Source organism: Paraburkholderia sp. Cpub6, assembly GCF_014201065.1.
GTDB lineage: Bacteria > Pseudomonadota > Gammaproteobacteria > Burkholderiales > Burkholderiaceae > Paraburkholderia > Paraburkholderia tuberum.
Window position 1 is genome coordinate 242,420 of sequence record NZ_JACHDM010000003.1, and the last position, 21,202, is coordinate 263,621.

General features: G+C 59.9%; 23 protein-coding genes and 2 pseudogenes. 13 read left to right on the forward strand and 12 right to left on the reverse strand.

Annotated elements, in window-relative coordinates; all coding sequences use genetic code 11:
• Positions 1–50: 50 nt before the first annotated feature.
• Positions 51–269, reverse strand: a complete 219-nt coding sequence (locus tag HDG33_RS07940) for a hypothetical protein (RefSeq protein ID WP_184024349.1) — start codon at positions 267–269, stop codon at positions 51–53.
• A 246-nt stretch (positions 270–515) separates the two neighbouring features.
• On the opposite strand from HDG33_RS07940, the gene HDG33_RS07945 reads away from it, so the two are divergent.
• The gene (locus HDG33_RS07945) at positions 516–1,049 is read left to right on the forward strand and encodes a helix-turn-helix transcriptional regulator (protein WP_184023721.1); all 534 of its coding nucleotides are present in this window, start codon (positions 516–518) and stop codon (positions 1,047–1,049) included.
• A 329-nt stretch (positions 1,050–1,378) separates the two neighbouring features.
• A complete protein-coding gene (locus HDG33_RS07950) occupies positions 1,379–1,792 on the forward strand; it encodes a VOC family protein (protein ID WP_184005430.1) in 414 nt (137 codons plus the stop codon).
• Positions 1,793–1,907: 115 nt separating this feature from the next.
• On the opposite strand, the gene HDG33_RS07955 is transcribed toward HDG33_RS07950, so the two are convergent.
• Together HDG33_RS07955 and HDG33_RS07960 are read right to left on the reverse strand one after the other, a co-directional pair.
• Positions 1,908–2,306, reverse strand: coding sequence for a 2-oxoglutarate dehydrogenase (locus HDG33_RS07955; protein ID WP_184023723.1), 399 nt, complete (start codon positions 2,304–2,306; stop codon positions 1,908–1,910).
• Positions 2,307–2,357: 51 nt separating this feature from the next.
• Positions 2,358–4,193 carry a S10 family serine carboxypeptidase-like protein gene (locus HDG33_RS07960; protein WP_184023725.1) on the reverse strand — a complete coding sequence of 612 codons (1,836 nt, stop codon included), beginning with the start codon at positions 4,191–4,193 and terminating at the stop codon, positions 2,358–2,360.
• 283 nt (positions 4,194–4,476) lie between these two features.
• Here HDG33_RS07960 and HDG33_RS07965 point away from each other — a divergent pair, with 283 nt between their 5' ends.
• Positions 4,477–4,623 (forward strand): hypothetical protein, encoded by a 147-nt coding sequence (locus HDG33_RS07965; protein ID WP_184023727.1) that lies wholly within the window; start codon positions 4,477–4,479, stop codon positions 4,621–4,623.
• Positions 4,624–4,738: 115 nt separating this feature from the next.
• On the opposite strand, the gene HDG33_RS07970 is transcribed toward HDG33_RS07965, so the two are convergent.
• From HDG33_RS07970 to HDG33_RS07985, 4 genes are all read right to left on the reverse strand, one after another.
• Entirely contained in the window at positions 4,739–5,107 is a 369-nt protein-coding gene (locus HDG33_RS07970) for a DUF2784 domain-containing protein (protein WP_184023729.1), read from the reverse strand.
• 54 nt (positions 5,108–5,161) lie between these two features.
• Positions 5,162–6,835 (reverse strand): alpha,alpha-trehalase TreA, encoded by a 1,674-nt coding sequence (gene treA, locus HDG33_RS07975; RefSeq protein ID WP_184023731.1) that lies wholly within the window; start codon positions 6,833–6,835, stop codon positions 5,162–5,164.
• A 361-nt stretch (positions 6,836–7,196) separates the two neighbouring features.
• Positions 7,197–7,997 carry a transporter substrate-binding domain-containing protein gene (locus HDG33_RS07980; RefSeq protein WP_184023733.1) on the reverse strand — a complete coding sequence of 267 codons (801 nt, stop codon included), beginning with the start codon at positions 7,995–7,997 and terminating at the stop codon, positions 7,197–7,199.
• A 434-nt stretch (positions 7,998–8,431) separates the two neighbouring features.
• Positions 8,432–9,187, reverse strand: coding sequence for a DeoR/GlpR family DNA-binding transcription regulator (locus tag HDG33_RS07985; protein WP_184023735.1), 756 nt, complete (start codon positions 9,185–9,187; stop codon positions 8,432–8,434).
• A 79-nt stretch (positions 9,188–9,266) separates the two neighbouring features.
• Between HDG33_RS07985 and HDG33_RS07990 the strand changes: the two genes are divergently transcribed.
• Positions 9,267–9,866 (forward strand): NUDIX domain-containing protein, encoded by a 600-nt coding sequence (locus tag HDG33_RS07990; protein WP_184023738.1) that lies wholly within the window; start codon positions 9,267–9,269, stop codon positions 9,864–9,866.
• Here HDG33_RS07990 and HDG33_RS07995 read toward each other — a convergent pair.
• Positions 9,849–10,583, reverse strand: coding sequence for a haloacid dehalogenase type II (locus HDG33_RS07995; RefSeq protein WP_184023740.1), 735 nt, complete (start codon positions 10,581–10,583; stop codon positions 9,849–9,851). The two genes, HDG33_RS07990 and HDG33_RS07995, sit on opposite strands and share 18 nt — an antisense overlap.
• Positions 10,584–10,666: 83 nt before the next feature.
• On the opposite strand from HDG33_RS07995, the pseudogene HDG33_RS08000 reads away from it, so the two are divergent.
• Positions 10,667–10,786, forward strand: a pseudogene (locus HDG33_RS08000) (IS5/IS1182 family transposase); the annotation flags it as partial.
• 36 nt (positions 10,787–10,822) lie between these two features.
• On the opposite strand, the gene HDG33_RS08005 reads toward HDG33_RS08000, so the two are convergent.
• Positions 10,823–11,977, reverse strand: a complete 1,155-nt coding sequence (locus HDG33_RS08005) for an acyltransferase (RefSeq protein WP_184023742.1) — start codon at positions 11,975–11,977, stop codon at positions 10,823–10,825.
• Positions 11,977–12,963 carry a sterol desaturase family protein gene (locus HDG33_RS08010; RefSeq protein WP_260330359.1) on the reverse strand — a complete coding sequence of 329 codons (987 nt, stop codon included), beginning with the start codon at positions 12,961–12,963 and terminating at the stop codon, positions 11,977–11,979. The genes HDG33_RS08005 and HDG33_RS08010 overlap by 1 nt, the downstream gene beginning before the upstream one ends.
• 162 nt (positions 12,964–13,125) lie before the next feature.
• Between HDG33_RS08010 and HDG33_RS08015 the strand changes: the two are divergent.
• The 4 genes and pseudogenes from HDG33_RS08015 to HDG33_RS08030 form a co-directional block, all read left to right on the forward strand.
• Positions 13,126–13,491 (forward strand): annotated as a pseudogene (locus tag HDG33_RS08015) (transposase); the annotation flags it as partial.
• Positions 13,492–13,784: 293 nt separating this feature from the next.
• Entirely contained in the window at positions 13,785–14,231 is a 447-nt protein-coding gene (locus HDG33_RS08020; protein WP_184023744.1) for an SRPBCC family protein, read from the forward strand.
• A gap of 317 nt (positions 14,232–14,548) precedes the next feature.
• The gene (locus HDG33_RS08025; protein ID WP_184005448.1) at positions 14,549–14,725 is read left to right on the forward strand and encodes a hypothetical protein; all 177 of its coding nucleotides are present in this window, start codon (positions 14,549–14,551) and stop codon (positions 14,723–14,725) included.
• A 10-nt stretch (positions 14,726–14,735) separates the two neighbouring features.
• Entirely contained in the window at positions 14,736–14,915 is a 180-nt protein-coding gene (locus HDG33_RS08030) for a hypothetical protein (protein WP_184023746.1), read from the forward strand.
• 251 nt (positions 14,916–15,166) lie between these two features.
• Here HDG33_RS08030 and HDG33_RS08035 read toward each other — a convergent pair whose 3' ends face one another.
• Positions 15,167–16,801: an NADP-dependent glyceraldehyde-3-phosphate dehydrogenase gene (locus HDG33_RS08035; RefSeq protein WP_311548228.1), complete on the reverse strand. Its 1,635-nt coding sequence runs from the start codon at positions 16,799–16,801 to the stop codon at positions 15,167–15,169.
• A 1,015-nt stretch (positions 16,802–17,816) separates the two neighbouring features.
• Here HDG33_RS08035 and HDG33_RS08040 point away from each other — a divergent pair.
• From HDG33_RS08040 to HDG33_RS08050, 3 genes are all read left to right on the forward strand, one after another.
• Positions 17,817–18,257 carry a hypothetical protein gene (locus HDG33_RS08040; RefSeq protein WP_184023748.1) on the forward strand — a complete coding sequence of 147 codons (441 nt, stop codon included), beginning with the start codon at positions 17,817–17,819 and terminating at the stop codon, positions 18,255–18,257.
• A gap of 22 nt (positions 18,258–18,279) precedes the next feature.
• On the forward strand, positions 18,280–19,368 hold the full coding sequence (locus HDG33_RS08045; RefSeq protein ID WP_184023750.1) for a hypothetical protein: 1,089 nt from the start codon (positions 18,280–18,282) through the stop codon (positions 19,366–19,368).
• Positions 19,369–19,477: 109 nt separating this feature from the next.
• Positions 19,478–19,783 carry an acylphosphatase gene (locus HDG33_RS08050; protein ID WP_184023753.1) on the forward strand — a complete coding sequence of 102 codons (306 nt, stop codon included), beginning with the start codon at positions 19,478–19,480 and terminating at the stop codon, positions 19,781–19,783.
• A gap of 24 nt (positions 19,784–19,807) precedes the next feature.
• Here HDG33_RS08050 and HDG33_RS08055 read toward each other — a convergent pair whose 3' ends face one another.
• On the reverse strand, positions 19,808–20,623 hold the full coding sequence (locus HDG33_RS08055) for a class I SAM-dependent methyltransferase (RefSeq protein WP_184023756.1): 816 nt from the start codon (positions 20,621–20,623) through the stop codon (positions 19,808–19,810).
• A 302-nt stretch (positions 20,624–20,925) separates the two neighbouring features.
• Between HDG33_RS08055 and HDG33_RS08060 the strand changes: the two genes are divergently transcribed.
• The gene (locus tag HDG33_RS08060) at positions 20,926–21,198 is read left to right on the forward strand and encodes a hypothetical protein (protein WP_184023759.1); all 273 of its coding nucleotides are present in this window, start codon (positions 20,926–20,928) and stop codon (positions 21,196–21,198) included.
• Positions 21,199–21,202: the final 4 nt, after the last annotated feature.

Consider the following 21,202-nt stretch of genomic DNA (forward strand, 5'->3'; position numbering starts at 1 on the left):
CATGGCGACGCGTGCGGCTTGCCGCCGCCGCACGCTGTTGCCATCAGCGTTTAGCGCTTGCTGCTTACTGCGAAGAACCCGACCACGCCTGGCCGGTCGTCGCCGGTGCTGATGTAGTTGTAGGCGAACACGTCGTCCTTCAGGTAGCCGTCGAACGCGATCTTGCCGGCCGACGAAGTCGTGGTGCTGCCGGTCGCCAGCGCCTGCGTGACCGCCTTCGAGGCCGAACCCGGGTCGAACGCGTCGGTGTTCTTCGCGGTATCGTCCACAGCACCGTTGCCATCGCTTTAAATAAATCGAAAATTTTTCGAGCGGCCTTTGACGCGAAGTTCACGCAAAGCCGTGCAACAATGGCCTCGGGTTGCGGTCAGGGCCAGGGGCCGCAGCTTGTGCGTCGTTCCATCAACACGAGGCCTGCCGCTCGATGACAAAGCCTGCCTGGACGCTCCTCATGGCCGCGATCGTTCCTGGCGCGGCGGCCGCCGCGCATCGGCTATCGGTTCTAACGCGAACATATGCCCGGCTCACACGACCCTGCAGTCCAACCGACCCCCGTCTCGGGCGGCACCGAAGCACTGGAAGACCCGGCTCTGCTGCGTCGCCTGCTGCGTGCGAAAGACCGCATCGATGCCGCCTCGCACGAAGCCTGGCCCGTGCGGCGGCTGGCCGAAGTCAGCGGCGTGTCGGAGGCGCACTTCGCGCGTTCGTTCAAGCGGGCCTTCGGCGTGCCGCCACACCGCTATCTGTTGACGCGGCGTATCGAACAGGCCACCACGCTTCTGCGTGACACCAACCTCGGCATTACCGACATCGCGTTCGCGACCGGCTGGGAAAGCCTCGGCACGTTCGGCCGCGTCTTTCGCGACATTACCGGCCTGAGCCCGAGCGAGATGCGCGTGCAGGCACGCGCCAATCCCGCTGAACTCGATCGCGTGCCCGCCTGCGTGCTGAAGGCCGCACAACGCCCCGATCTGACGACCGCAGTTCTGGAAAAGCGCCGCCGCGTGGTCGGCGACATCGTCGAGCCTCCTGCCAGCGAGACGTCGTGAATGAGGGTATCGATGTGGTCGGTGCGCACGTCGACGATCAGAAGGGACGCAGCGCTCGCGTTCGACGCGCGAGCGCCGCGATACCGATGCCCCGCTGCCGTTGCGAAGCGCTTTAGCGTCTCGCGGCCTCCGGCGGCGTCGCGTCGCCGACCGATCCGATCGGCGCGCTTGGTTACTCGGAGGACGAGATTCGCGCGGTCGTCGCCGAAGCCGGCGCGCCAACGTGCCGAAGGCCGGGCAAACGCCCGAACCTGCCGATCGCAGTTTTGGAGAAGCGCCGCCGCGTGGCCGGCGATACAGTCGAACCCTCAACCAGCGAGGGAGGAGTCATGAATCAGGGTATCAATGTGGTCGGTTTGTACGTCGACGATCAGGATGCGGCGCTTTCGTTCTACGTCGACAAACTCGGCTTTCGCGTCCACACCGACGTGCGCAACGGTGCTTACCGCTGGCTCACGGTCCAGCACCCGGAACAGCCGTCTTTCCAGTTGGGACTGTTCGCGCCGGGGCCGCCGGTCCACGATGAAGCGACCGCGCAAACGCTGCGCGCGATGGTCGCGAAGGGGGCGATGCCGCCATTGGTGCTGTCCGTTGCCGACTGTCGCGCGAGCTACGAGCAGTTGAAGGCGCGCGGCGTGGAATTCACGCAGGAGCCGGTGGATCGTTTCGGCAGCGTCGATGCGGGCTTTCGCGATCCGGCGGGCAATGGATGGAAGATGATCCAGGCGGCAACGGGCAAGTGAGCGTGAGCGATCCGCCGCGCGCGGGCGCGGCGCGCAGCCGCATACGGCCGGCGGTGCGTCGCACGATCGCGACGCACCGCCGGCCGTCATGCCGGACCACTGGACTACCGGACTCTCACTGCTGATGCTGCTGCAGATACTGCCGAACGTCGTTCAACGTCACGCGGCCCGAATGCGCGGTATCGATCTCGTCAAAATGCCTGGCGATATAGCCGAGCCCATCGCTTTGCGCCTGGGCCTTGGTGATCGACGTGCCGTTGCTGAGCACCGATTTCGCGCCCAGTCTGTTCTCCACTCGCTGCTGAGCCTGCTGCTGCAGCGTCGAGCCGGTGGTCGGCGCGACCGCGTTGGCACGATTATGAGGAAAGAACGGACCGTCCACGCCGTGTCCGCCGTTGGGCAGCGTCACGGGCGCCACCGGCTGGGGCGGCAACGCATGCGCACTGCCGACGATCACACCGAGGACGATCAACGCCAGAGTACGTCGCAAGATATCGATTGAAGACATGATCATTCGCCATAAAAAGTAGTCAGAGGGTTTCGCGCGAAGCGAAACCACCATCGATCAGGGCGCGGCCGCGGCGAGCGCCTCGCTCGTCGGCGTAGCGGCTGACGCTTCGTCGGCCCACGGCTGAGGCAGCGTCGCGAGCGTCAGCGCGCCCGCTATCGGCGTGCCGCCATAGAAGGCCGCGAGATCCGCCTTCATCTGCGGGCGCGCCACGTCATCCAGATAAATCATATGTCCGCCCTGGAAGAAGTTGACCTGCAGATTCGGGTTGAGACCCGGGACCGTCTTGAGCCGCGCGAGCTGCTTCTCGGTATTGAAGAACGGCGTGGCGAGATCGTGGAAGCCGTTTTCCGCCAGCACCTTCAGTTGCGGATTCAGCTTTAGCGCGCCGAGCAGATCGGGGATCGTGTCGGGCAGCGGCTGGCCGCCGTGCGAGAAATCCCACACCTGGATGATCGCGTCGTTCAGCGGCATGTACGCCGCGTTCGGCGCCGTATAGCCGAGGTAATCCGGCATCTGTGTCGCCAATGCATTGGTGAATGGCAGCGAGATCAGGATGTCCGACGGGTCGCCGTCGCTCTGCAGACGCGAGTCCGAGTTGGGCAACGACACGCGACCATCGTAGCGGCCTATCGTCGAGCCTGGCACCAGCGTGAGGTTGAACGGATTGATGTTGAAGTAGCCCTGCATCGCCTGCAACGTGAGACCGGATTCGGCGTCCCAGACCTTCTCCAGCCACGTCGGCGGGAAGTTCGGCGGTCCCGCGTAGGTGGGCGCGCCGAGCTGGCTCAAGGTCCAGTACAGCGAATAATTCTTGAACAGGTTGTAGTTGGCGGTCACGAACGCCTCGCTGCGAAGCGCGTAGGTCGCCTGACTCACTGGCGCTGGCGATACCTGGTTGTAGTACGCCGCGACCTCGGCATAGCCCGGCATGTAGCCGCTCAATGTATCGGTTTCGAGCGCGAGCTGGTCGGGCGAACCCGTGATTGCCACCGCCTCGATCGCATCCGCGAAGTAGTTCAGGATCGAAGACTGCAGCGTGATCCCCGTCAGGTGCACGCCGGCCGATTCGAGCGCGAGCGCGAGGATGTCGGTGCGAGGCGTGCCGTACGATTCGCCGTACAGATAGATCGGCGAGCTGCTGCGTGAATTGACCGTCAGGTAGCGGATGATGAAGTCGCGCATGATGTTCGCGTCGGCATCGGTGCTCCAGTAGGTCTGGTTCGTGTTCGGCAGGATCGCTTCGGAGAGGCCCGTGCCCGGCGGATCGATGAACACGAGATCGGTCGTGTCGATCAGGCTCTCGGTGTTGTTCACAAGCGGATAGTTCGGCCAGCTGGTGCCGTTCAGCAGCGGATCGGTGGTCGCGACGCGCGTCGGCGCGAACGATCCGAGACGCAGCCAGATCGACGAAGAACCCGGCCCGCCGTTATAGACGAACGTAACGGGGCGCGGTTTGCCATTCGTGCTCGGCGCCGTGTAGGCCACGTAGGACATCGTCGCTTCGGGTGCGCCGCTCGTCAGATCCATTGCGCTCAGGTGGCCGGTGGTCGTCGTGTAATTGACGGTGGTGCTGCCGGACGTCCATTGGTAATGCATGATCGCCGCTTTCTCCGCGACCAGCGACGCGGCTATCCCGGACGTCGCACTCGTCGAATAGGTGGTGAGATCGGTGTAGGGCTGATTGGCGGATGGCGTCTGCGGCGCCGACGCCGCTTGCGCCTGATTGGCGACCTGCGCCATGCCGCTTGGTACCGCCGGCGCCGACGAACCTCCGTCGCTGCCGCCGCATCCGGCGAGGATAACGATTCCGAGTGTCAGCGCGCTTAGCGCGGTGAGCCGGCCATGACGACGGACGCGACCATCGTCGGTATTCCTTCTGTCTGGTTTCATCTCGTTCCCTGGTGAGTGATACCGCTACACAAAGGCCGCTTTTCGCAATGCATTAATTCAAAATGCTTTCATTAATATTTCCATCCGTTTTCTGTAATTGCTAATTGAATGGATAAAGGAATTCCCTGTCGATTTATCTCGACATTTCAAGAGAAATTTAAAATTGAATCTTTCCGCTGCTTACAGCAAGAGTGAAAATAGGATGCGAAATGCGGTCTTGTCAAGGATCGAGCGGCAATTATGCGATCCAGAATAAAGTCCGATCTTGTGGAGGAGTAGCGCTTTGAGATCGAGCGCTGGCGCGGTCGCCGCCGCATGGGGGCAGAAAAACGCTGGCGGATTTATCCGGATTGCATTGAATGGCGACGACGAACTGCGGATTTTCGTGGCTATGTTGTTGGAATTAATTGCGCTTGATAAATATAACTGAATGGTAAATTTAACCGGTAAAAATGCGTCCTCAATGGAATTAAAAAAAAGCAGGCTGGGGAATTTCCGTCCGGGCGGCGTCGATCGCTTCGGCGAGCGGGGCGGCGGTACGCCCGTCACGCTCGTGGCCGAATTCGGTACCACGTAACAATCACCGCCAGCAAGAACGCGACATAGGCGACTACGAACACCCAGCCCGGAAAGTCGTAATACAGCCAGGCGCTGACCCAGCGCTGTATGAAGCCTTGCGGACCGACCGTTCCCGTGCGCAGACGATCCTCCAGAACGGTTAACGGGCACGGCACATTGACCACCGCAAGGGTCGCCACGATACCGATGGCGAGAACATGTACCGTCCGGAATGTGCGATTGCGTGCCCACGGGAGTCGCAAACCGTGGGCGATCCAGATGGCGAATAGTCCGCCGACGATAAACACCACGATCAGCGCGTGCAGCACGAGAACAATATTGGCGAGCCAGATCATTCTGCTTCCATTGGGACTAGCCGCACGACACTCGCCTGACGATGCCGCGGGGACTCACTGCCCATTGCCATACAGATCGAGCAGCATCAACGTTACGCCATTGGTCCACCCGAAGCCGTCCTGAAGCGGATACTCGCCACCCCCGCCGCCGCCTTCGCCCGCGCCTTCCACGACGTACTTCTCGACGAGCTTGTGCTGCGTGTTGTAGACGTTCTCGACGTCCGCGAGAAAGCGCGTGCCGATCGGCTGCGCGAGGTCGGCGCGTCCGTAGCGCTTGAGGCCTTGAATCGCGATCCAGTGCAACGGCGCCCAACCATTCGGCGCGTCCCATTGCTGCGTGGTGTTATAGGTCGACGTCGTGAGGCCGCCCTGCTTGAGCAGCACATTCTCCACGGTCCGGGCGGTCTTCCACGCGCGATCGGGCCACGCCACGCCGGCCATCAGCGGATACAGCATCGCCGGTGTCTGGTTGTCGCGCGACTTGCCGAGCTGCCAGTCGTAGTCGCCGTAGTAGCCGTTGCGATTCCACAGATAGCGGTTGATGCCTTCCGCGCGCCGCGCCGCGTAGCCGATGAACTGCGCGACGCAACGGAAGTCGCGTGTCTCCGAGCAGCCGCGCGCGATCGTCGTCTCCAGATGGAACAACAGGCTGTTCAGATCGACCGGGATGATCGATGTCGTGCGCACCGTTGCGAGCGTCTGGTTGTCGCCGAACCAGCGTGAGCTGAAATCCCAGCCGCTTTCGGCGGTCGCGCGCAGATCGCGGTAGACCTGGTTGGCCGGCCGGCCGCTCGCCTGCGCGGTCTGCACGTCCTCGAGGTACGACTCGTCGCGCGGCGTGTCCAGATCGTCCCAGTAGCGATTCAGCACGGTGCCATCGTTGAGCACGACCACATTGCGCGTAGCGCCGCCGCGCGGCGTGCTGGACGAGCCTTGCATCCAGTACGCGTACTCCTTGCGCAGCACAGGCAGGTACTTCTGATAAACCTTGTTGCCTTCCTTTTGCGCCGCGAGCTCCACCATATACGAGTAGAACGGCGGCTGCGAGCGGCTCAGATAGTACGTGCGATTGCCGTTCGGTATGTGGCCGAACGTGTCGATCATGTACGCGAAGTTGTCGAGCATATCGTCGACGAGATCTTCACGCCCGGACTCCTGCAGCCCCAGCATCGTGAAATAGGTATCCCAGTAGTAGCCTTCGCGAAAGCGGCCGCCCGGCACGACGTATGGTTTGGGCAGCGGGATCAGCGAGCTGTAGTCGGGCGCGCTCGTCGTCGTGCGCGTGAGGCCGTTCCACAGCCAGTCGATGTGCTCGCGCAGACTCTGGTTCGGCGGCGGCGTGATGCTCTGATCGGGCGGCGGCGTGAAGTACTGGCTGACGAATTTCTGCAGCGAAAAGTCGGGCTGGTTCTTCTGCGTTTCGTATAGCTGGACGATCGCCGCGGGATTGCCATTCGGCGTTGCGTCGACGAACGTCTTCTGGTCGGCGAAGATCTGCGCGGTTTGCACGGCGACGAACAGATCGCCGTACAGAATGTCGGGCGCCGGCGGCAGCGTGGCGCCCACCTGGGTATCGGCCAGACAGCTCGCGGATGCGAAGACGAGCGAGGCGATGCAGCCGACGCCGAGCGTGATCGGCGAACGCCGTGGCACGAAGTACTTATTTGGGCTGGGGAAGAGATGCGCGGTTGATGCGGTGCTGCTGCGAGACAGTGATTGAATGCTCATGATGCCTCCAAGGTTGTTGGCATTTCACTGGTCTCATCGCGTGCCATTCGAGGTCGTCTCCCGGCGACATGCGAGTCCGACACGAGGTGGCCGGATCAATGGCTCCGAAAGCATCGCACGCTTTCGAAGCATCAGGCAACTGCGGTGCAGCAGAGCGTGCATGCATTCAGCATGAAGAATGAAACGTGATGAACGAGGGAGAAGGTGCGCGTAATGGCGTATCCGCGCTTGCTTCGTGATTCGAAGCAATGGAAGCGTTGATCGCGAGCGATTCCGCGGCAGAAACCGCTCAGCGAGCAAGCGGCGTACCCGCGTCGACCATTCGGCAGGTCGGCGCGGGTACGCGAGAACAACGAGAAAATTACTGCGCGACAGGCTGAGTCACGTCCGTGCCGAACCAGTGCATCGAGATCTTCTTGAGCGTGCCGTCCTGCTTCATTTGGGTCAGCGCGTCGTCGAGTGCTTTCGCGAACTTCGGATTGTCCTTGCGGAACGGGATGCCCATTTCCTGCTCGGCGCCTTTCAGCACCGCGCCCGTACGCAACGGCAACTGCGAGTTCTTGATGATGTACGGCAGCATCAGCCGGTCGTCGATCGTCGCATCGATACGCCTGGCGGCGAGATCGCGCAGTTTCTCGGGCGCACCCGGATAAGTTTGCACGTTGATGCCAGGTACCGCGCGCGCCATCTGGTCGTAGTTGGTGCCGAGCGTCACGCCGATCTTCTTGTCGCCCTTGAATTCGTCGAGCGATTTGAACTCACGCTTGTCGTCCGCCCGTTGGATCAGCTGCGCGGCCGAGTACGTGTACGGCTGGCTGAAATCAAGAACCTGTTTGCGTTGCGGGGTAATGGTGACCTGATTGATGATCACGTCGAATTTGCCGCTCTGCAGCGCCGCGATAATGCCGCTCCACTCGGTCGGAATGAATACCGGCTTTACGCCGAGTTTCGCCGCCACGGCTTTCGCGACATCGACGTCGAAGCCTTCGAGCTCGCCGTCCTTGTTGCGCGAGTCGAACGGCGGATAGGTGCCTTCGAGACCGATCTTCAGGACTCCGGCCTGTTTGACCGAGTCGAGCAGATCTTCGGCATGAGCCGCGACCGCGGTAAAGCTGAGAGCCGAGAGCGCCAACGCGTTTATAAGCAGCTTCGAAAGTTTCATTGAGTGTCTCCTCTGTACTTGAGTATCAGGCTGCGTAACGCAACGATTTCACCATCGTGTCGGCAACCCGGCAGTGTCGCTTCGTGGAACAAGCCGGGTTGCGCGCGTCATCCTAGCACTCCAGAAGTCGCCTGTTTTATCTTTGTTCGGAAGCGGCCGCGCGCGGATGAAACTCCGGCTTCGAAAAATCGCAGAACTCCCGCGTGAGGCTTGCGACGTGCGAATAGCGCCGCTGCGGCCCGTCGTTGCGATGACTGAATGCGATCGATGGACTCTATTGTCCTCGTCCGACCGGCGCCTTCTATGTCTTTCCGTCATGCGCGGGTGTGATCGGGCGGCGTACGCCCGACGGACGTGTGATCGCCAACGACAGCGATTTCGTCATGTACCTGCTCGAAACCCAGGACATCGGCGTGATCCAGGGCGCGGCACCTCTACGCTCTCACCACAGTCACCCCAGCCGCTTCGATCGGCTTCGTCAATTCCGCGCTGGTCTTCTTCTCGACCACGATGGTCTGCGCGAGTTTGATCTCGCCGATCACGAACCGCGATGCGGCGTTCAGTTTCGACGACGACGCGAGTACGACCGTTTCCGCCGCCCGCGCGGCGAGCGCGCGCTTGATCGCGGCTTCCTCGAAGTCACCGGTGCTCAGCCCAGCGCTGGGATGCACGCCGGTCACCCCCATGAAGTACAGGTCAGCATGGATGCGCGAAATGCCTTCCATCGCCGCGGCGCCGACGGCCACGATCGAATGTTTGTAAAGCCGGCCGCCAATCAGGATCACCTCGACACAAGGATGCGCGGCAAGCGCCGTGGCGACGCTCGGACTATGCGTGACGATGGTCGCGTGCAAATCGGACGGCAGCGCCTGGACCAATAGCGCCGACGTGGTGCCGCCGTCGACGATCACGGTTTGCCCCGGCGCGATCAGTTCGACCGCTCGCCGAGCGATGCGCCGCTTGGCGAGCGTCTCGATGTCCTGACGCTGCTCGAATGACGCGAGCGCCGCCGACGCGGGCAACGCGCCGCCGTGGACCCGCTGCAAGCGCCCTTGCGCGGCCAGTTCGCGTAGATCGCGGCGGATCGTGTCTTCCGACACGCCAAACGCCGCGCTCAGCTCGCCTGCCAGGACCTGCCCGTTGCGCGCGAGTTCGTCGAGGATCGCTTTCTTGCGTTGGGTCGTCAACATTACATTGCACGAAATATCTTGAAATTGCACGAAGTTGCACGATACCATGAATCATTGTCCATGGTCGACAGGAGGCGTCATGACCGCAACGAAAGACCGGGTTCGCATCGTCGGAACGACCTTGCTATCCGACGACTGGTACACGCTGAAGAAGGTGACGTTCGACTTCCTGCGTCGCGATGGCACATGGCAGCGGCAGAACCGCGAGACCTACGATCGCGGCAACGGCGCGACGATCCTGCTGCACAGTCCGCGCACCGGCAACGTGATACTCACGCGACAATTCCGCATGCCCGCGTTCGTGAACGGTCACGACGGCATGATGATCGAAGCGCCGGGCGGGTTGCTCGACAACGCTTCGCCGGAAGAACGCATCCGGCTCGAAGTCGAGGAGGAAACGGGGTATCGCGTGGGTCAGGTCCACAAGATTTTCGAGGCCTACATGAGCCCGGGATCCGTAACCGAAAAGCTCTACTTCTATGTCGGCGAGTACGACGCGTCGATGCGGGTCAACGACGGCGGCGGCGTCGAGGATGAAGGGGAAGATCTCGAGGTGATCGAAATGCCGTTGCAAGCCGCGTTGCGAGCGGTCGACGCAGGGGAAATCGTCGACGGCAAGACGATCATGCTGTTGCAGTACGTCGCCTTGCGTGGGTTTGCGTCAGCGCGCGCAGCCTAGTTGCGTCGCGAGTTCGTGCAGATCGTCGACGATGAAGTCCCACGCCTCGTCCGCCTTCAGATCGCTCGTCTGTTGAGGGCCATGCTCGGTGGGCCGCACGACGAACGCGGTGCTCAAGCCGACGCGCCGGGCAGCGGCGAGATCGTTGTTATGCGCGGCCACGAGGCATAATTCGCGTGGCGCAATGCCGAGAATTTCCGCCGTTTCGCTATAGACCAGCGGCGAGGGTTTATAAGCGCGGACGACTTCGGCACCGAGAATGGCATCCCAAGGCAGACCGGCACGCTTTGCCATGTCCACCATCAGGCGAATGTTGCCGTTGGATAGCGGTGCGATGATGAAGCGCGCCTTCAGGCGCCGCAATGCGTCGACGGCATCGGGCCAGGGGTCCAGCCGATGCCAGGCCAGGTTCAACTCATCGATCTCCGGTTCGGGAACGTTGGCGATGCCGAAACGCGCCAGCACTTTGACGAGGTTTTCCCGGTGCAGCACGTCGAGACGCACGTACGGTCTGCGTCCGCTACGCACTTCTTCCATCGCGGGCGAATACTCGCGTCGCCATGCGTCCGCGAAGTCGGATGCGTCGAGATTCGGCGCTTGCCGCTGCAGAAACGGTTGCGCTTCGCGCGCGACGCCGCTTCGCCAGTCAACCACGGTTCCGAAGACATCGAACACGAAAGCTTTGATGGCAGTTTGATGCGTCGAGTCGATGCCCATGACCTTCCTTTGTGGCTCTGACGGGAACCACCCATCTTAGATGCGTGTCAGGAACTTCGCGCCAGACCTGGTATCCTGGCGGCATGAAAAAACGCGGGCCCTACCCAACGGATGTATTGGATGAAGAGTGGTATTTTGCTGCTCCGCATCTGACCTTGATGAGCAAAGACGCACCGCAGCGCCGCTACGAATTGCGCGAGATTGAATCTCTGCGGCTGCCTTTCCCCGCCTTCTGACGATCATTCGAGGGTCGGCGACTTCGTGATTCGGACCGCGGGCGCCGGTACGAGATATCGCCCCCCCGGCACGGCGGCGGCGATATGCAACGCACCGGTTTCGATACGGTCTAGCAAGCCACGCAGTTTCAGGGCACGCTTTTCGACGCCGTGCCACGACATCATTGCAAAGAGAAGTGTGAGGGCGAGGGAAATCGGAAAATGAACGTACCAGGTGAGGGCGGCCGGGGCAAGCATCGCGGCCACAGTTTGCTGTATCGGGAAACCGTAAAGAAAGATGCCGTATGAGTAGTCACCGCTTGCGACAAAGCGGTGGCGTCTTGGTTGCGTGAGTCCGAGAAAGACGGTCAGATAGGCGGCGGGCAGCGCCGCGAAGTAATCCGCGCCGCGAACGGATAGGCAAATCACTGCGACGAGGCCAGATAGCACACAGAGCCATGAACTCCAGACGATCCGGTTGCGGAACTGGTACGCGCAAACGCCATAGAAGAAACAGAGAACGAGCATCGGTCCGTGTACGGTCGTATCAGCCGAACCGGAACGGTGCGCAAGCGCAACGAGTAAGACGTTCGCACCAATCGATGCGGCGAGTAACAGATGCGGTCGTTGTGCCATGCCGGCATACGACGCAATAGTCAATGCGACGTAACAGGCTAGTTCGAACGGTAACGTCCACAATTGCTGATTGATTGCATCCGGCCAAGGATTGTTGGCGAACATACCTGGCAGCGCGAAATGGACGTCTCCGAGAATGTTCAGGAAGTACGCCCGGAACTCGGGATCAGTGAAATATTGATGAAGTGGAAGCGTGGTAAAGAACGGCCCGATCAGCAATGCGGCGATCAGCGTGTCGACCGCCAATGCGGGTAACAGCCGCAGTACCCGCAGCCCGCAGAAGGAAACGATCGTGCGGCAACGTTCGAAGCTGCCAGCAACCAGGAAACCGCTCAGAGCGAAGAACATTGGCAAAATTAGCGCGAGCGGTGCTCGTGCAGGCCCGGACCATACCGCTTGAGTGAACTTGTGACCATAACAGACGTTAATGGTGTGGCTCGCGACCACGAGGACGGCGAGCACGAGACGCATGTAGTCGAAACCCGATGGCCTGTTTTTCGCATCGGCAAGCCGCGATCCGAGTGTCGTTGCGAGTGGGGACATCACTCCGTCCTCCGTTGGGATGGGTCTTGTACAGCGGTGGCGGGTAGCGTGACGGTGAATGGCATCAGCAGATAATCAACCAGACCGTCAGGTTCATCAGTGTAGTCAAGACCGACCTCGGGCCATTCGCCTTTCTTCGGGAAGTGTGCGGTCCCAAACAATACGTCCCATAAGGTCACGACTGCAGCGAAATTTCGGTTGTAATGGCGCAACTCGACTGAATGATGAATTCGATGAAATCGATTGTCTGGGAACAGATAGGAAATCGGGCCAAAGCTGATGCGTGTATCGGCGTGCTCGAAGGTGCCCTGAATGAGTATCACCATGCCAATCAACGACCATAGGAATGGAGGATGGAAGTCGATCAGTAGTGCCATTGGAAGCGTGACAACGAGGGGACGGAGCAACTCCTCCGATACATGCATATTGCAGTTCCACACATTCATCTCGCGAATCGAATGGTGGACCTGGTGGAACCGCCATAAGAAACCGAACGTATGCTGCGCGCGATGGAACCAGTAGTACAGCAAATCACCAATCAGTATCGCCCCAGCGATAGCGAGGGCGATGCCGGTGGCGCGCCAGACTGGCCGCGGCGAATCCAATACGCCGTCAAGCGATATCGAGAAAAGCGGTTGGATATGCAGTGCGACGATCACAGAATGATAAAGTTCGAAGAAAAGCCCACCTATAAACAGATAACAAATGTGAAACAGAATGCCGCGCGCGCGTGATGCAAACGACACCTTGCCATACGGCAGCATTATCTCGACGGCGACGCAGAGAATAGAGGCAACAGCTACGCGCTCTCCCGCACGCAAGGTATGAGCAACATAAGTCAACACATCGAACGTTTGCATCTTTTTCCCCGATTCGAGATGTGGAGGTTCTTCGAATGCTGGGCTGCACAACGCTGCCATGACGATGAGGATAGTGGGACATAAATGCTCTCGGGGGCGCATCACACCGTCAGTTTCGGCCATCATGCAGTGGGTATTGCCTAAACGTAATACGAATTATGTTTTATGGCCGTACGTAAACGGCGGTTTCAAGGTCGAAGCGCAACGGCGGATTTAATGTTTAGAGCCTTGAGGTTGAGCTGCTGAAGCAAGTGTTGCGGCAAAGACCTCGAATGGCGAATGGAAGGCGCGTTTGATCGTTTCGTGACGGTCTACGCGGCGAAATATCCGAAGGCAACGGAAACGTTGAAGAAGGACCGGGAAAGCCTGCTGGCGTTTTACGACTTCCCGGCTGAGCACTGGCAGCATTTGCAAACCACGAATGCGATTGAGTCGACGTTCGCGACGGTGCGACACCGTACGACCCGCACGCGCAACTGTGTGTCGCGACCAACCTTCCTTGGTCTGGCATTCAAGCTGATCGAGGAAGCCGAGAAAACCTGGCGCCGCGTCAACGGGCCCGAAAAGATCAAGCTGTTGCTGGAAGGCATTGCCTTCAGGGATGGCGAACCGGTGAAAGACGATCAACCGGTTCAGCAGAAACTCGCCGCCTGAAGTCCCTGCTGTAACGGATTGAAGGTAACGATTGCAGCCATGCATCCGGACTTCAATGGCCGGCGTAGGCCGGCGGTCCCTGATGCGTTGCAATCATCGATCCTCTAAAAAGGACGGGGACGCTATGGCGACCGGGGACGCTTCGACCGCAACGCAGTCCGTATGGGGCGATATACCTGTTAAACGAGTGTCAACCGTCTACGGGTTTTGCCTGGTCTCGTGCGTGTCGATTCCCGCAACGCGGGCGCGTCGTGACAGTATGTCCAACCCCTCCAGTTAAAGGCACACTCATCATGGCTACCGGAACCGTCAAATTCCACCGTGTTTTGCGCACGACGCCCGAGCGTATCTATCGCGCATTCCTCGAACCCGCCGCGATGGCGAAATGGCTACCGCCGTATGGCTTCACCTGCGACGTGCATCAGATGGATGCGCGCGTCGGCGGCACCTACAGGATGTCGTTTCATAACTTCGGCTCAGGCAAGGGGCACTCGTTCGGCGGCGAGTACGTCGAACTGGTGCCGTTCGAAAAGATCCGCTATTCGGACCATTTCGACGACCCGAATCTGCCCGGTCAGATGCACACGACCGTTTCGTTGCGGCAGGTGTCGTGCGGGACCGAACTGAACATCGTGCAGGAAGGCATCCCCGAGATGATTCCGGTCGAGATGTGTTACCTCGGCTGGCAGGAGTCGCTCGCGCAACTGGCGAAGCTGGTCGAGCCGGAGATTGCGGACTGACATCCAATAACAGCCGCTTGCTCCGCCATCGAGCAAGTGACCCGATGGCACTTCATTCTCCCCGCCAAACGACCGTCCAGTGTTCAACCGCTTCGCGACGGATTGAATGCTATTCCGCGAGGTTTTCCGATTGGGCGCCGCCGAATCTCCGTTGCGGCGAGGCGTTCTCATCGTTGGCATTGTTTAAGCTTGAATTAAGCCACGCTACGTACTCTTCGGACCGAAGCATGAGACGACAACGGCCCGACGGGGCGCATTCTTTCCGTCGAGGTATGAGCGCGACAACTCGGGGCATTCCCAGACAGAAAGAGGTTGAGATGATGTACTTGATTACCGACCTGAAAATGGTCGAAAGCTACGGTCGCATCAAAGCTGACAGCGGCGATGATGCGCTGCATGAGTTTGCGGTCAGCGAGGGCTTCCTCGACCTGATGGAGTTCGCCTCCGCCCGACCCGCGTTCGCCAACGACTTGCTCGCTGTTCAACTGCAATAAGGCGACTGACGTGGCCATGACTTTGGGGCAGGCGCTGGTGCACGCCGAGCAGCTGGAAGTCTACGGTGTGATTTCCAGGGCGTCGCAGGCGCTCATCCGGCTGATGCAGGAGTACCGAGCCGTAGTCGGTGTGGAACAATACGAGCAGATTATCGAGCAAGCGGGCTTGGCTAATCCGGACCCGCAGTGACCCGCTCCGCGCATCCTGCACCAGGGAAAAGCGTTGGGTCGATGCATGAAGCAGCGCCATAGGACGTCGCAAATATTCGTCGCTTTTAAACCTATGCTTTTCTACGGGCATCGACTGGCCGGACGTCGTGCGAAATCGCCCCAACTGACGAATGGACCCTTTCACTCAACCATGCGCACGATGCGCTGACCTTTACGGCATCGCGCGCTGAATCTCCGCACCGGGACTCGAGCTCGATACCCATCGAGCCGCTAAAAGATAAAACCGGTGTTCACGAACTTCGAGTGATGATTCGTGACCATCGTATCGAGCAGCGTCTTGTTCAGGTCGGTCTCCCTGGCCGCGACCATGGAGCGAATCGAGAACGCGCGCAACGCATCGGTGACCGATAGCGTACCTTCCGCAGAATCCTTGCGGCCGGCAAACGGAAAGACGTCTGGGCCTCGCTGGCACTGGCTGTTGAGATTGACGCGGCACACCTGATTGACGAGCGGGTCGACCAGCGAGCCAATTTGGGCAGCGTCGGTGCCGAAAATGCTGACCTGCTGACCGTGGTCCGAAGTGATGACATACTCGAGTGGTGTATCGATGTCATCGAACGGCACGACTGGGATGATCGGTCCGAACTGCTCCTCACGATAGAGCATCATCCCTTCCTTCACGGGGTACACCACGGCCGGATAGAAAAGAGTTTTGCAGAACACGCCACCACCTTCGTTCACGACCGCCGCGCCTTTCGCTTTCGCATCGTCAATTGCCTGAGTCATGTAGGCCGTGCGATGCATCCCCGGCAGCGGTGTAATGGACACACCCTGTTCCCACGGCATGCCGACCTTGAGATTTTTGAGCGCTGCGTTAAAGCGCTGAAGAAACGTATCGGCGATCGAGCGGTGCACCATCAATATCTTGAGCGCTGTGCACCGTTGACCATTGAACGACAACGTACCGAGCAGACATTCCTTCACGGCGAGGTCTATGTCGGCGTCAGCCAACACAATCGCGGCGTTTTTGGCGTCAAGGCCGAGAACGGCGCGTAGCCGATGCGACTTTGGGTGCTGTTTTTTCAGGTGGTCTGCAACCTTGCTTGAGCCGATGAGGGCAAGCACGTCGATCTTTCCTGAGGCGAGCATGTGTGGCACCACCACCGCACCCGGTGCATAAATCGTGTTGACGACGCCTTTCGGGAAAGCAGAGCGGAAAGCCTCGAGCAGTGGAAAGAACAGCAGCGTGCCATATTGGGGCGGCTTGAACACGACGGTGTTGCCCATCAGCAATGCGGGAATGAGCGTCGCGAACGTTTCGTTCAGCGGATAGTTGTAAGGCCCCATGCACAGCACGACGCCCAGCGGGGTGCGGCGAATCTGGCCGATGGTGCCCTCGGCGATGACAAAGCGCGAGTTGCTATTGTCTAGCTCCTTGAGCGCCGAGATAGTGTCTTGCATATAGCTGATGGTGCGGTCGAACTCCTTCTGCGAATCGGCAAGGCTCTTGCCGATTTCCCACATGATCAGATTCACAATCTCATGGCGCCTGGCCGCCATGAGACGAATGAAGTCTTGCATGCAGCCGATGCGCTGCGCGACTGTCATCGTTGGCCACTCACCGCGGCCGTGATCGTAGGCTCGCACGGCCGCGTTCAGCGCGGCATCGCTCTCGACCTCGCCCATGACCGGATAACTGCCAATTACGACCTGTTCAGCGTCGCCGGAGGCTTGTCGCACGCAGACTGGCGACTGCACGCTCTTGCAGGCGCCATCCCATGCCTTCAGTTCTCCATCGACGAGCGAGACGCGCTGATGAATCGGCTCCGCGAGGCGGGCGGTCTCGGGAATATCGTCGGTGACTGGAAACAACTGCCGGAGGTTCTCGAAGTCAATACTTGCCACGTTTCGCTCCTATGTTCGTGCAGTACGCGGTGGCCCGCCAGGTGTTGGGGATTGCTCGAACGCAATCAATGCGACCGTGCCTGCCCGCTGGTGACGTAACGGTACCTGTCGGACCGATCATTGGGTCGTGCGCAAGCGACTGTGCCGGTGTTTGGTGGCCGTGCTTCGCGGCGGGCGCAAGACACAGAGAGAAGCATACCTAATGGCAGAGAACAGAGTTGAAGACGAACCGTGTTCATCACCTGATGAACGGTGAAGTCGGTTCCGACAGTGATATCACGTGGCGCGGCGCGCCACCGCCGAGCTTGCGGGCGAGCTTAGTCAGCAACTGCGGAAATGTCCTCGTAACCGGATTCGATTAGATTCGTCATCGTGGTCTGCAGTTCGACCAACGGCGTAGCGGTCACTGCGGTCGCTACCCCGTCGGATTTCGGAAGCAGTCCGGCGAATGCCGCCATTCCCGTCCCGCATGCTGTTAGGAGTAAGGTGGCAGCAAGTACGGCTGCACTGCCGCGCAGCGCTTGCCTGGGAGCGAAGTCCGCAAAACATCGCATCATGGCTATCTCCGGTTGACGCAGTTTCTGGATGCAAAGACCGTGCCGACGGAGGGGCTGTCAGGCAAGCATGCCGCTAACGGGCTGCGTAGGCGTTGAATGCTCGCGTGACAGTGGCGACGTGGACTCGGTGGTGGGACTCGCCCTACACTTTGACCGCGCAGCGACGGTCCGAAACCAACATTTCGCTGCGGAGAATTGCGCCCGCATGTTCCTGAACATTGTCCGGCAAGCGTTCAGGGATTGTCCTGTGCCGCTCGCTTGGCCAACCGTATGTGCGAGGCAGCGAGGAACCCGCGATAGTTCACTTGTTGCGAAGTCCACGTGACACTTCTGCGGCGTGCGCACCGATATACTGTTTCCTCCTACCGAACAGCTGTACTAACATCGAGTAACGGTTCGAGCATTGACGACCGGGCGGGGCCGGGGAGGCGAGTGTGTTTTCCCCTTGGAGAGCCAGGATGAAAGAAAACTCATCTCGTGAAATCGTCGAATTGCTGACAAAAGTGGTCGGGCGCAGCGCCACGCATGTACCCAGGGGGCAGAGCCGCCGCAGTGCCTCAATAGCGATCGACCGGCTTGAAGAGATCAAACGGAACGCCGCGTTTGCTCGCCAATACGAATCAGCACCGGAACCACTACGCGAATTGGTGATGAGGCGGGCCGTAGAAGTCCACGACCTGGCAATTGCACGAGATTACGCGAGCGCCCTCAATGCCCTCAGTGCGGTTGTCGATTTCCTCTATCAACATCTTGTAGACGACTCCGGCTCAGCAACGCCTCCGAGCAAACTGGCAAGCATCGATTTGAATGCCGTTCACCGGGCTCTTCAATTCGGAGGTCTTCCGGGACAGTCGCAGCAGGACCCAGATGACGACAACCCACCGCCAGTGCGTCGCTGAACTTGCCAAGGGATAATCTCCGATGCTCTCGGGCCTATCGAAACTGCTGGACAAAGCATTTATCCTCGGCTTCTTTTTGCCGGCCCTGCTTGGCTTTACAGGCTTTCTCGCGGCAAACGCCGATATCCCGGCATTTTGCGATTTGCTACAGAAAGCGACCTCGGACAGCGACAAGGTTGGAAGCCTGTTCTCTTTCCTCATCATCGTATGGGTCCTATCGCTGATCCTGTTGGTATTGAACAACTGGTTTTATCAGGTCCTCGAAGGATACAAATGGCCATTCAATCGCGAGGCATGGAAGCGCGATGAGCGAAATCGCCGCAATCGTCAGCTGGACCTCATAGAACGCCTCCGTACGGAACTCGCTACAGAGAACAGTACAGTCGAGCGGCTTAAAGCCTCAAAGGAATCATTGGAATACAGAAAGGCTGAATCGAACCGAGCCACCGTAAGGGCGAGGCTGTACCGCAACCAGGAGCGGAACGCCCGTGATTTCCCCCGGTATGAAAATCTCGTTCTTCCTACGGCCTTTGGGAACACGTTGCGTGCATTCGAGGGTTACTCGAGCGAAGTCTATAAGGTTGACAGCATATTCGTATGGCCGCGTCTTCTTGGAGTCATCCCAAAGGACTATCAAGCAATCATTGCTGATGCGAGAGCTCCAGTTGACTTTCTGGTCGGGCTCGTCGCTCTGGGTACCTTTACGTCCATCTTTACCGTTGTGCGAGCGATTGACATCTGGCTTGCGGACGGACTGGCCGGTAATTACCTGTTGGCGGAACTTTTTCAGAACGCTGCGATTGCGGCCGCCATTGCGGCAATTGCGTATCGGCTTGCGATTCTTGAGGCAAGAAGCTGGGGCGACGTTGTCAAATCAGCGTTTGACCTTTATCTGCCGGCACTCGCTGAGCAGTTAGGTTTTGTTCTCCCGACGTCCCAGGCCGCACAGCGGGAGTTCTGGGCGGCATGGAGCACGCAGTTCCGCTTCCATGCACCGGCAAATACCGCGTGGTGGACACGTATCAAGCCGGTGACGCCAGCAGCAACGGCTACGGCGGATTGGGAGGCGACAGACTCGGCAGGCGAAAGCGACGAGGTGCGCGGAGGTTGACTGTCGAATTCGCGATTCGTATCGAGCAGAGCTTTTGTTTGCGGACTGACAGCGACAGCGGCCAGAGGCAACTGCGCTGCGTCTTATCCGGCCTGGAGTTACGTGCATCATGACGCCACAGTTCGATACCGATTTACGGACCAGACTGGTCAGGGTATATGGTCACGTGCAGGGTGTAGGTTACCGGCAGGCTTGCATCAACGAGGCCACGGCTCGAGGCATCACGGGTTGGGTGCGCAACCGGATGGACGGTTCGGTCGAGGCCGTGTTGCAAGGACACGCCGAAGAACTCGAGCGAATCTGCGATTGGCTGATCGACGGTGCGCATGCAGCTCTGGTGGACCGTCTGGAAGTCCAGGAACTATCGCCACCAGTAGCCAGGTTCGATGAATTCAGGCTCGCCGCGACGGTCTAGTTGAGTTGAGTCAACCCGCGCACCCTAAGGCTTGAGTGCGGAAGCCAGGACACAGCTCATCGGCAGCCGCAGGTCCCCGGTATCGCTACGATACGCCTCCGCGTCGTGTGCGACGGCCCGTTCAATCGACGCTAGCGCGGCAGGCGTCTGCGCGTGCAGCAACGCGGACATCCGCACGCCACCACGTAACAGGGCATGAAAAGGGGTATTGGGAGCACGAAGCACGAGCGTGAGGTCCAACTCCCGCACCTCCGGTTGGACGAACCCGGCATCGAGCAACATGCGCTTCGATTCCTCCCAATCGCTGAATCGGAAGAAGGGTGGTCCCGGCGGGACGGGTACGTCGGTCGTCCCGTGCTCCTCGATCGCCTTCAGCACCATGCCGAAGCCAACCGCCTTGTTCGGTGTCGCCCATACCGTGAAGGCGATTCTGCCGTCAGGTTGCAGTACACGAAACGCCTCCGCGAGTGCGCGCTCGGGGTGCGGAAAGTGCAAGATTCCGAAGCTGATCCCCACCGCCGAGAAGCTTGCGTCGGGAAATGGCAAATCCTCCGCGTCGCCGACGCGGAACTCAAGTGCCGGAAAGACGCGTCTCGCCTTGTCGACCATCGCGAGCGAGAAATCCACGCCGGCGACATCCGCGCCGCTGCGCGCGGCGGCCGCCGCGAGGTAGCCCGGGCCGCAGGCGACGTCGAGAAAACGGGCTCCCCGCCGAACGCAGAGGGTCTCGAGCATGGCCTGGTTCGACTGGGCGGTCAAATCACCGAAATACTCATGATAGGCCTGCGCGACCCGCTCCCAACCTTCGTGCTCGAAGGTACTGAAGTCGAGTTGTCCCATGCTTACCCCCACCGGTTTTACACGTTGGCAACTTTTGGCGCATGCCTATGTTCCTCGTAATCCGTATGTCTGGCTATCGGGGAAACAATCCAGGCCGGCGACAGAGAAAGCGAACGAATGTGTGCTGCGACGCACAACCATCGTCGTCTGAAGCCGCCAGACTTTCGCGCGCGTCGGCGCTGGCTGACACCCCCCAACGAACCAATACGCCTGCTTTCTCGCTGGCACTTCGCATTTCAGCGCCAGGTCGCGAATCGCCTCACTTGCGTTAGACTGGCTCGAGCAACCGGGAGGAGACCTGGATGATACGCAAGACGCTTAATGCCTCGCAGCTTCAGCAGGAGGTCAATCGGCGAATCCATCGACTGCAGGAAATCGTCGAGGATGGCGTGAAGATTCGCGTGCCGCGGCCGCAATTGCAAGAGGCCGACAAGACAGGCTGCAACTGGAACATGACCCACTTCGGTAACGCGATTGGCTTCGAGCGCGACATCGAGGGCGTACTCAAGGCGATGCGTGCGGAATACAACCTCAGTACCGAAGTGAAGGACACCGGCAACCCGTTCGAGGACTAGCCGC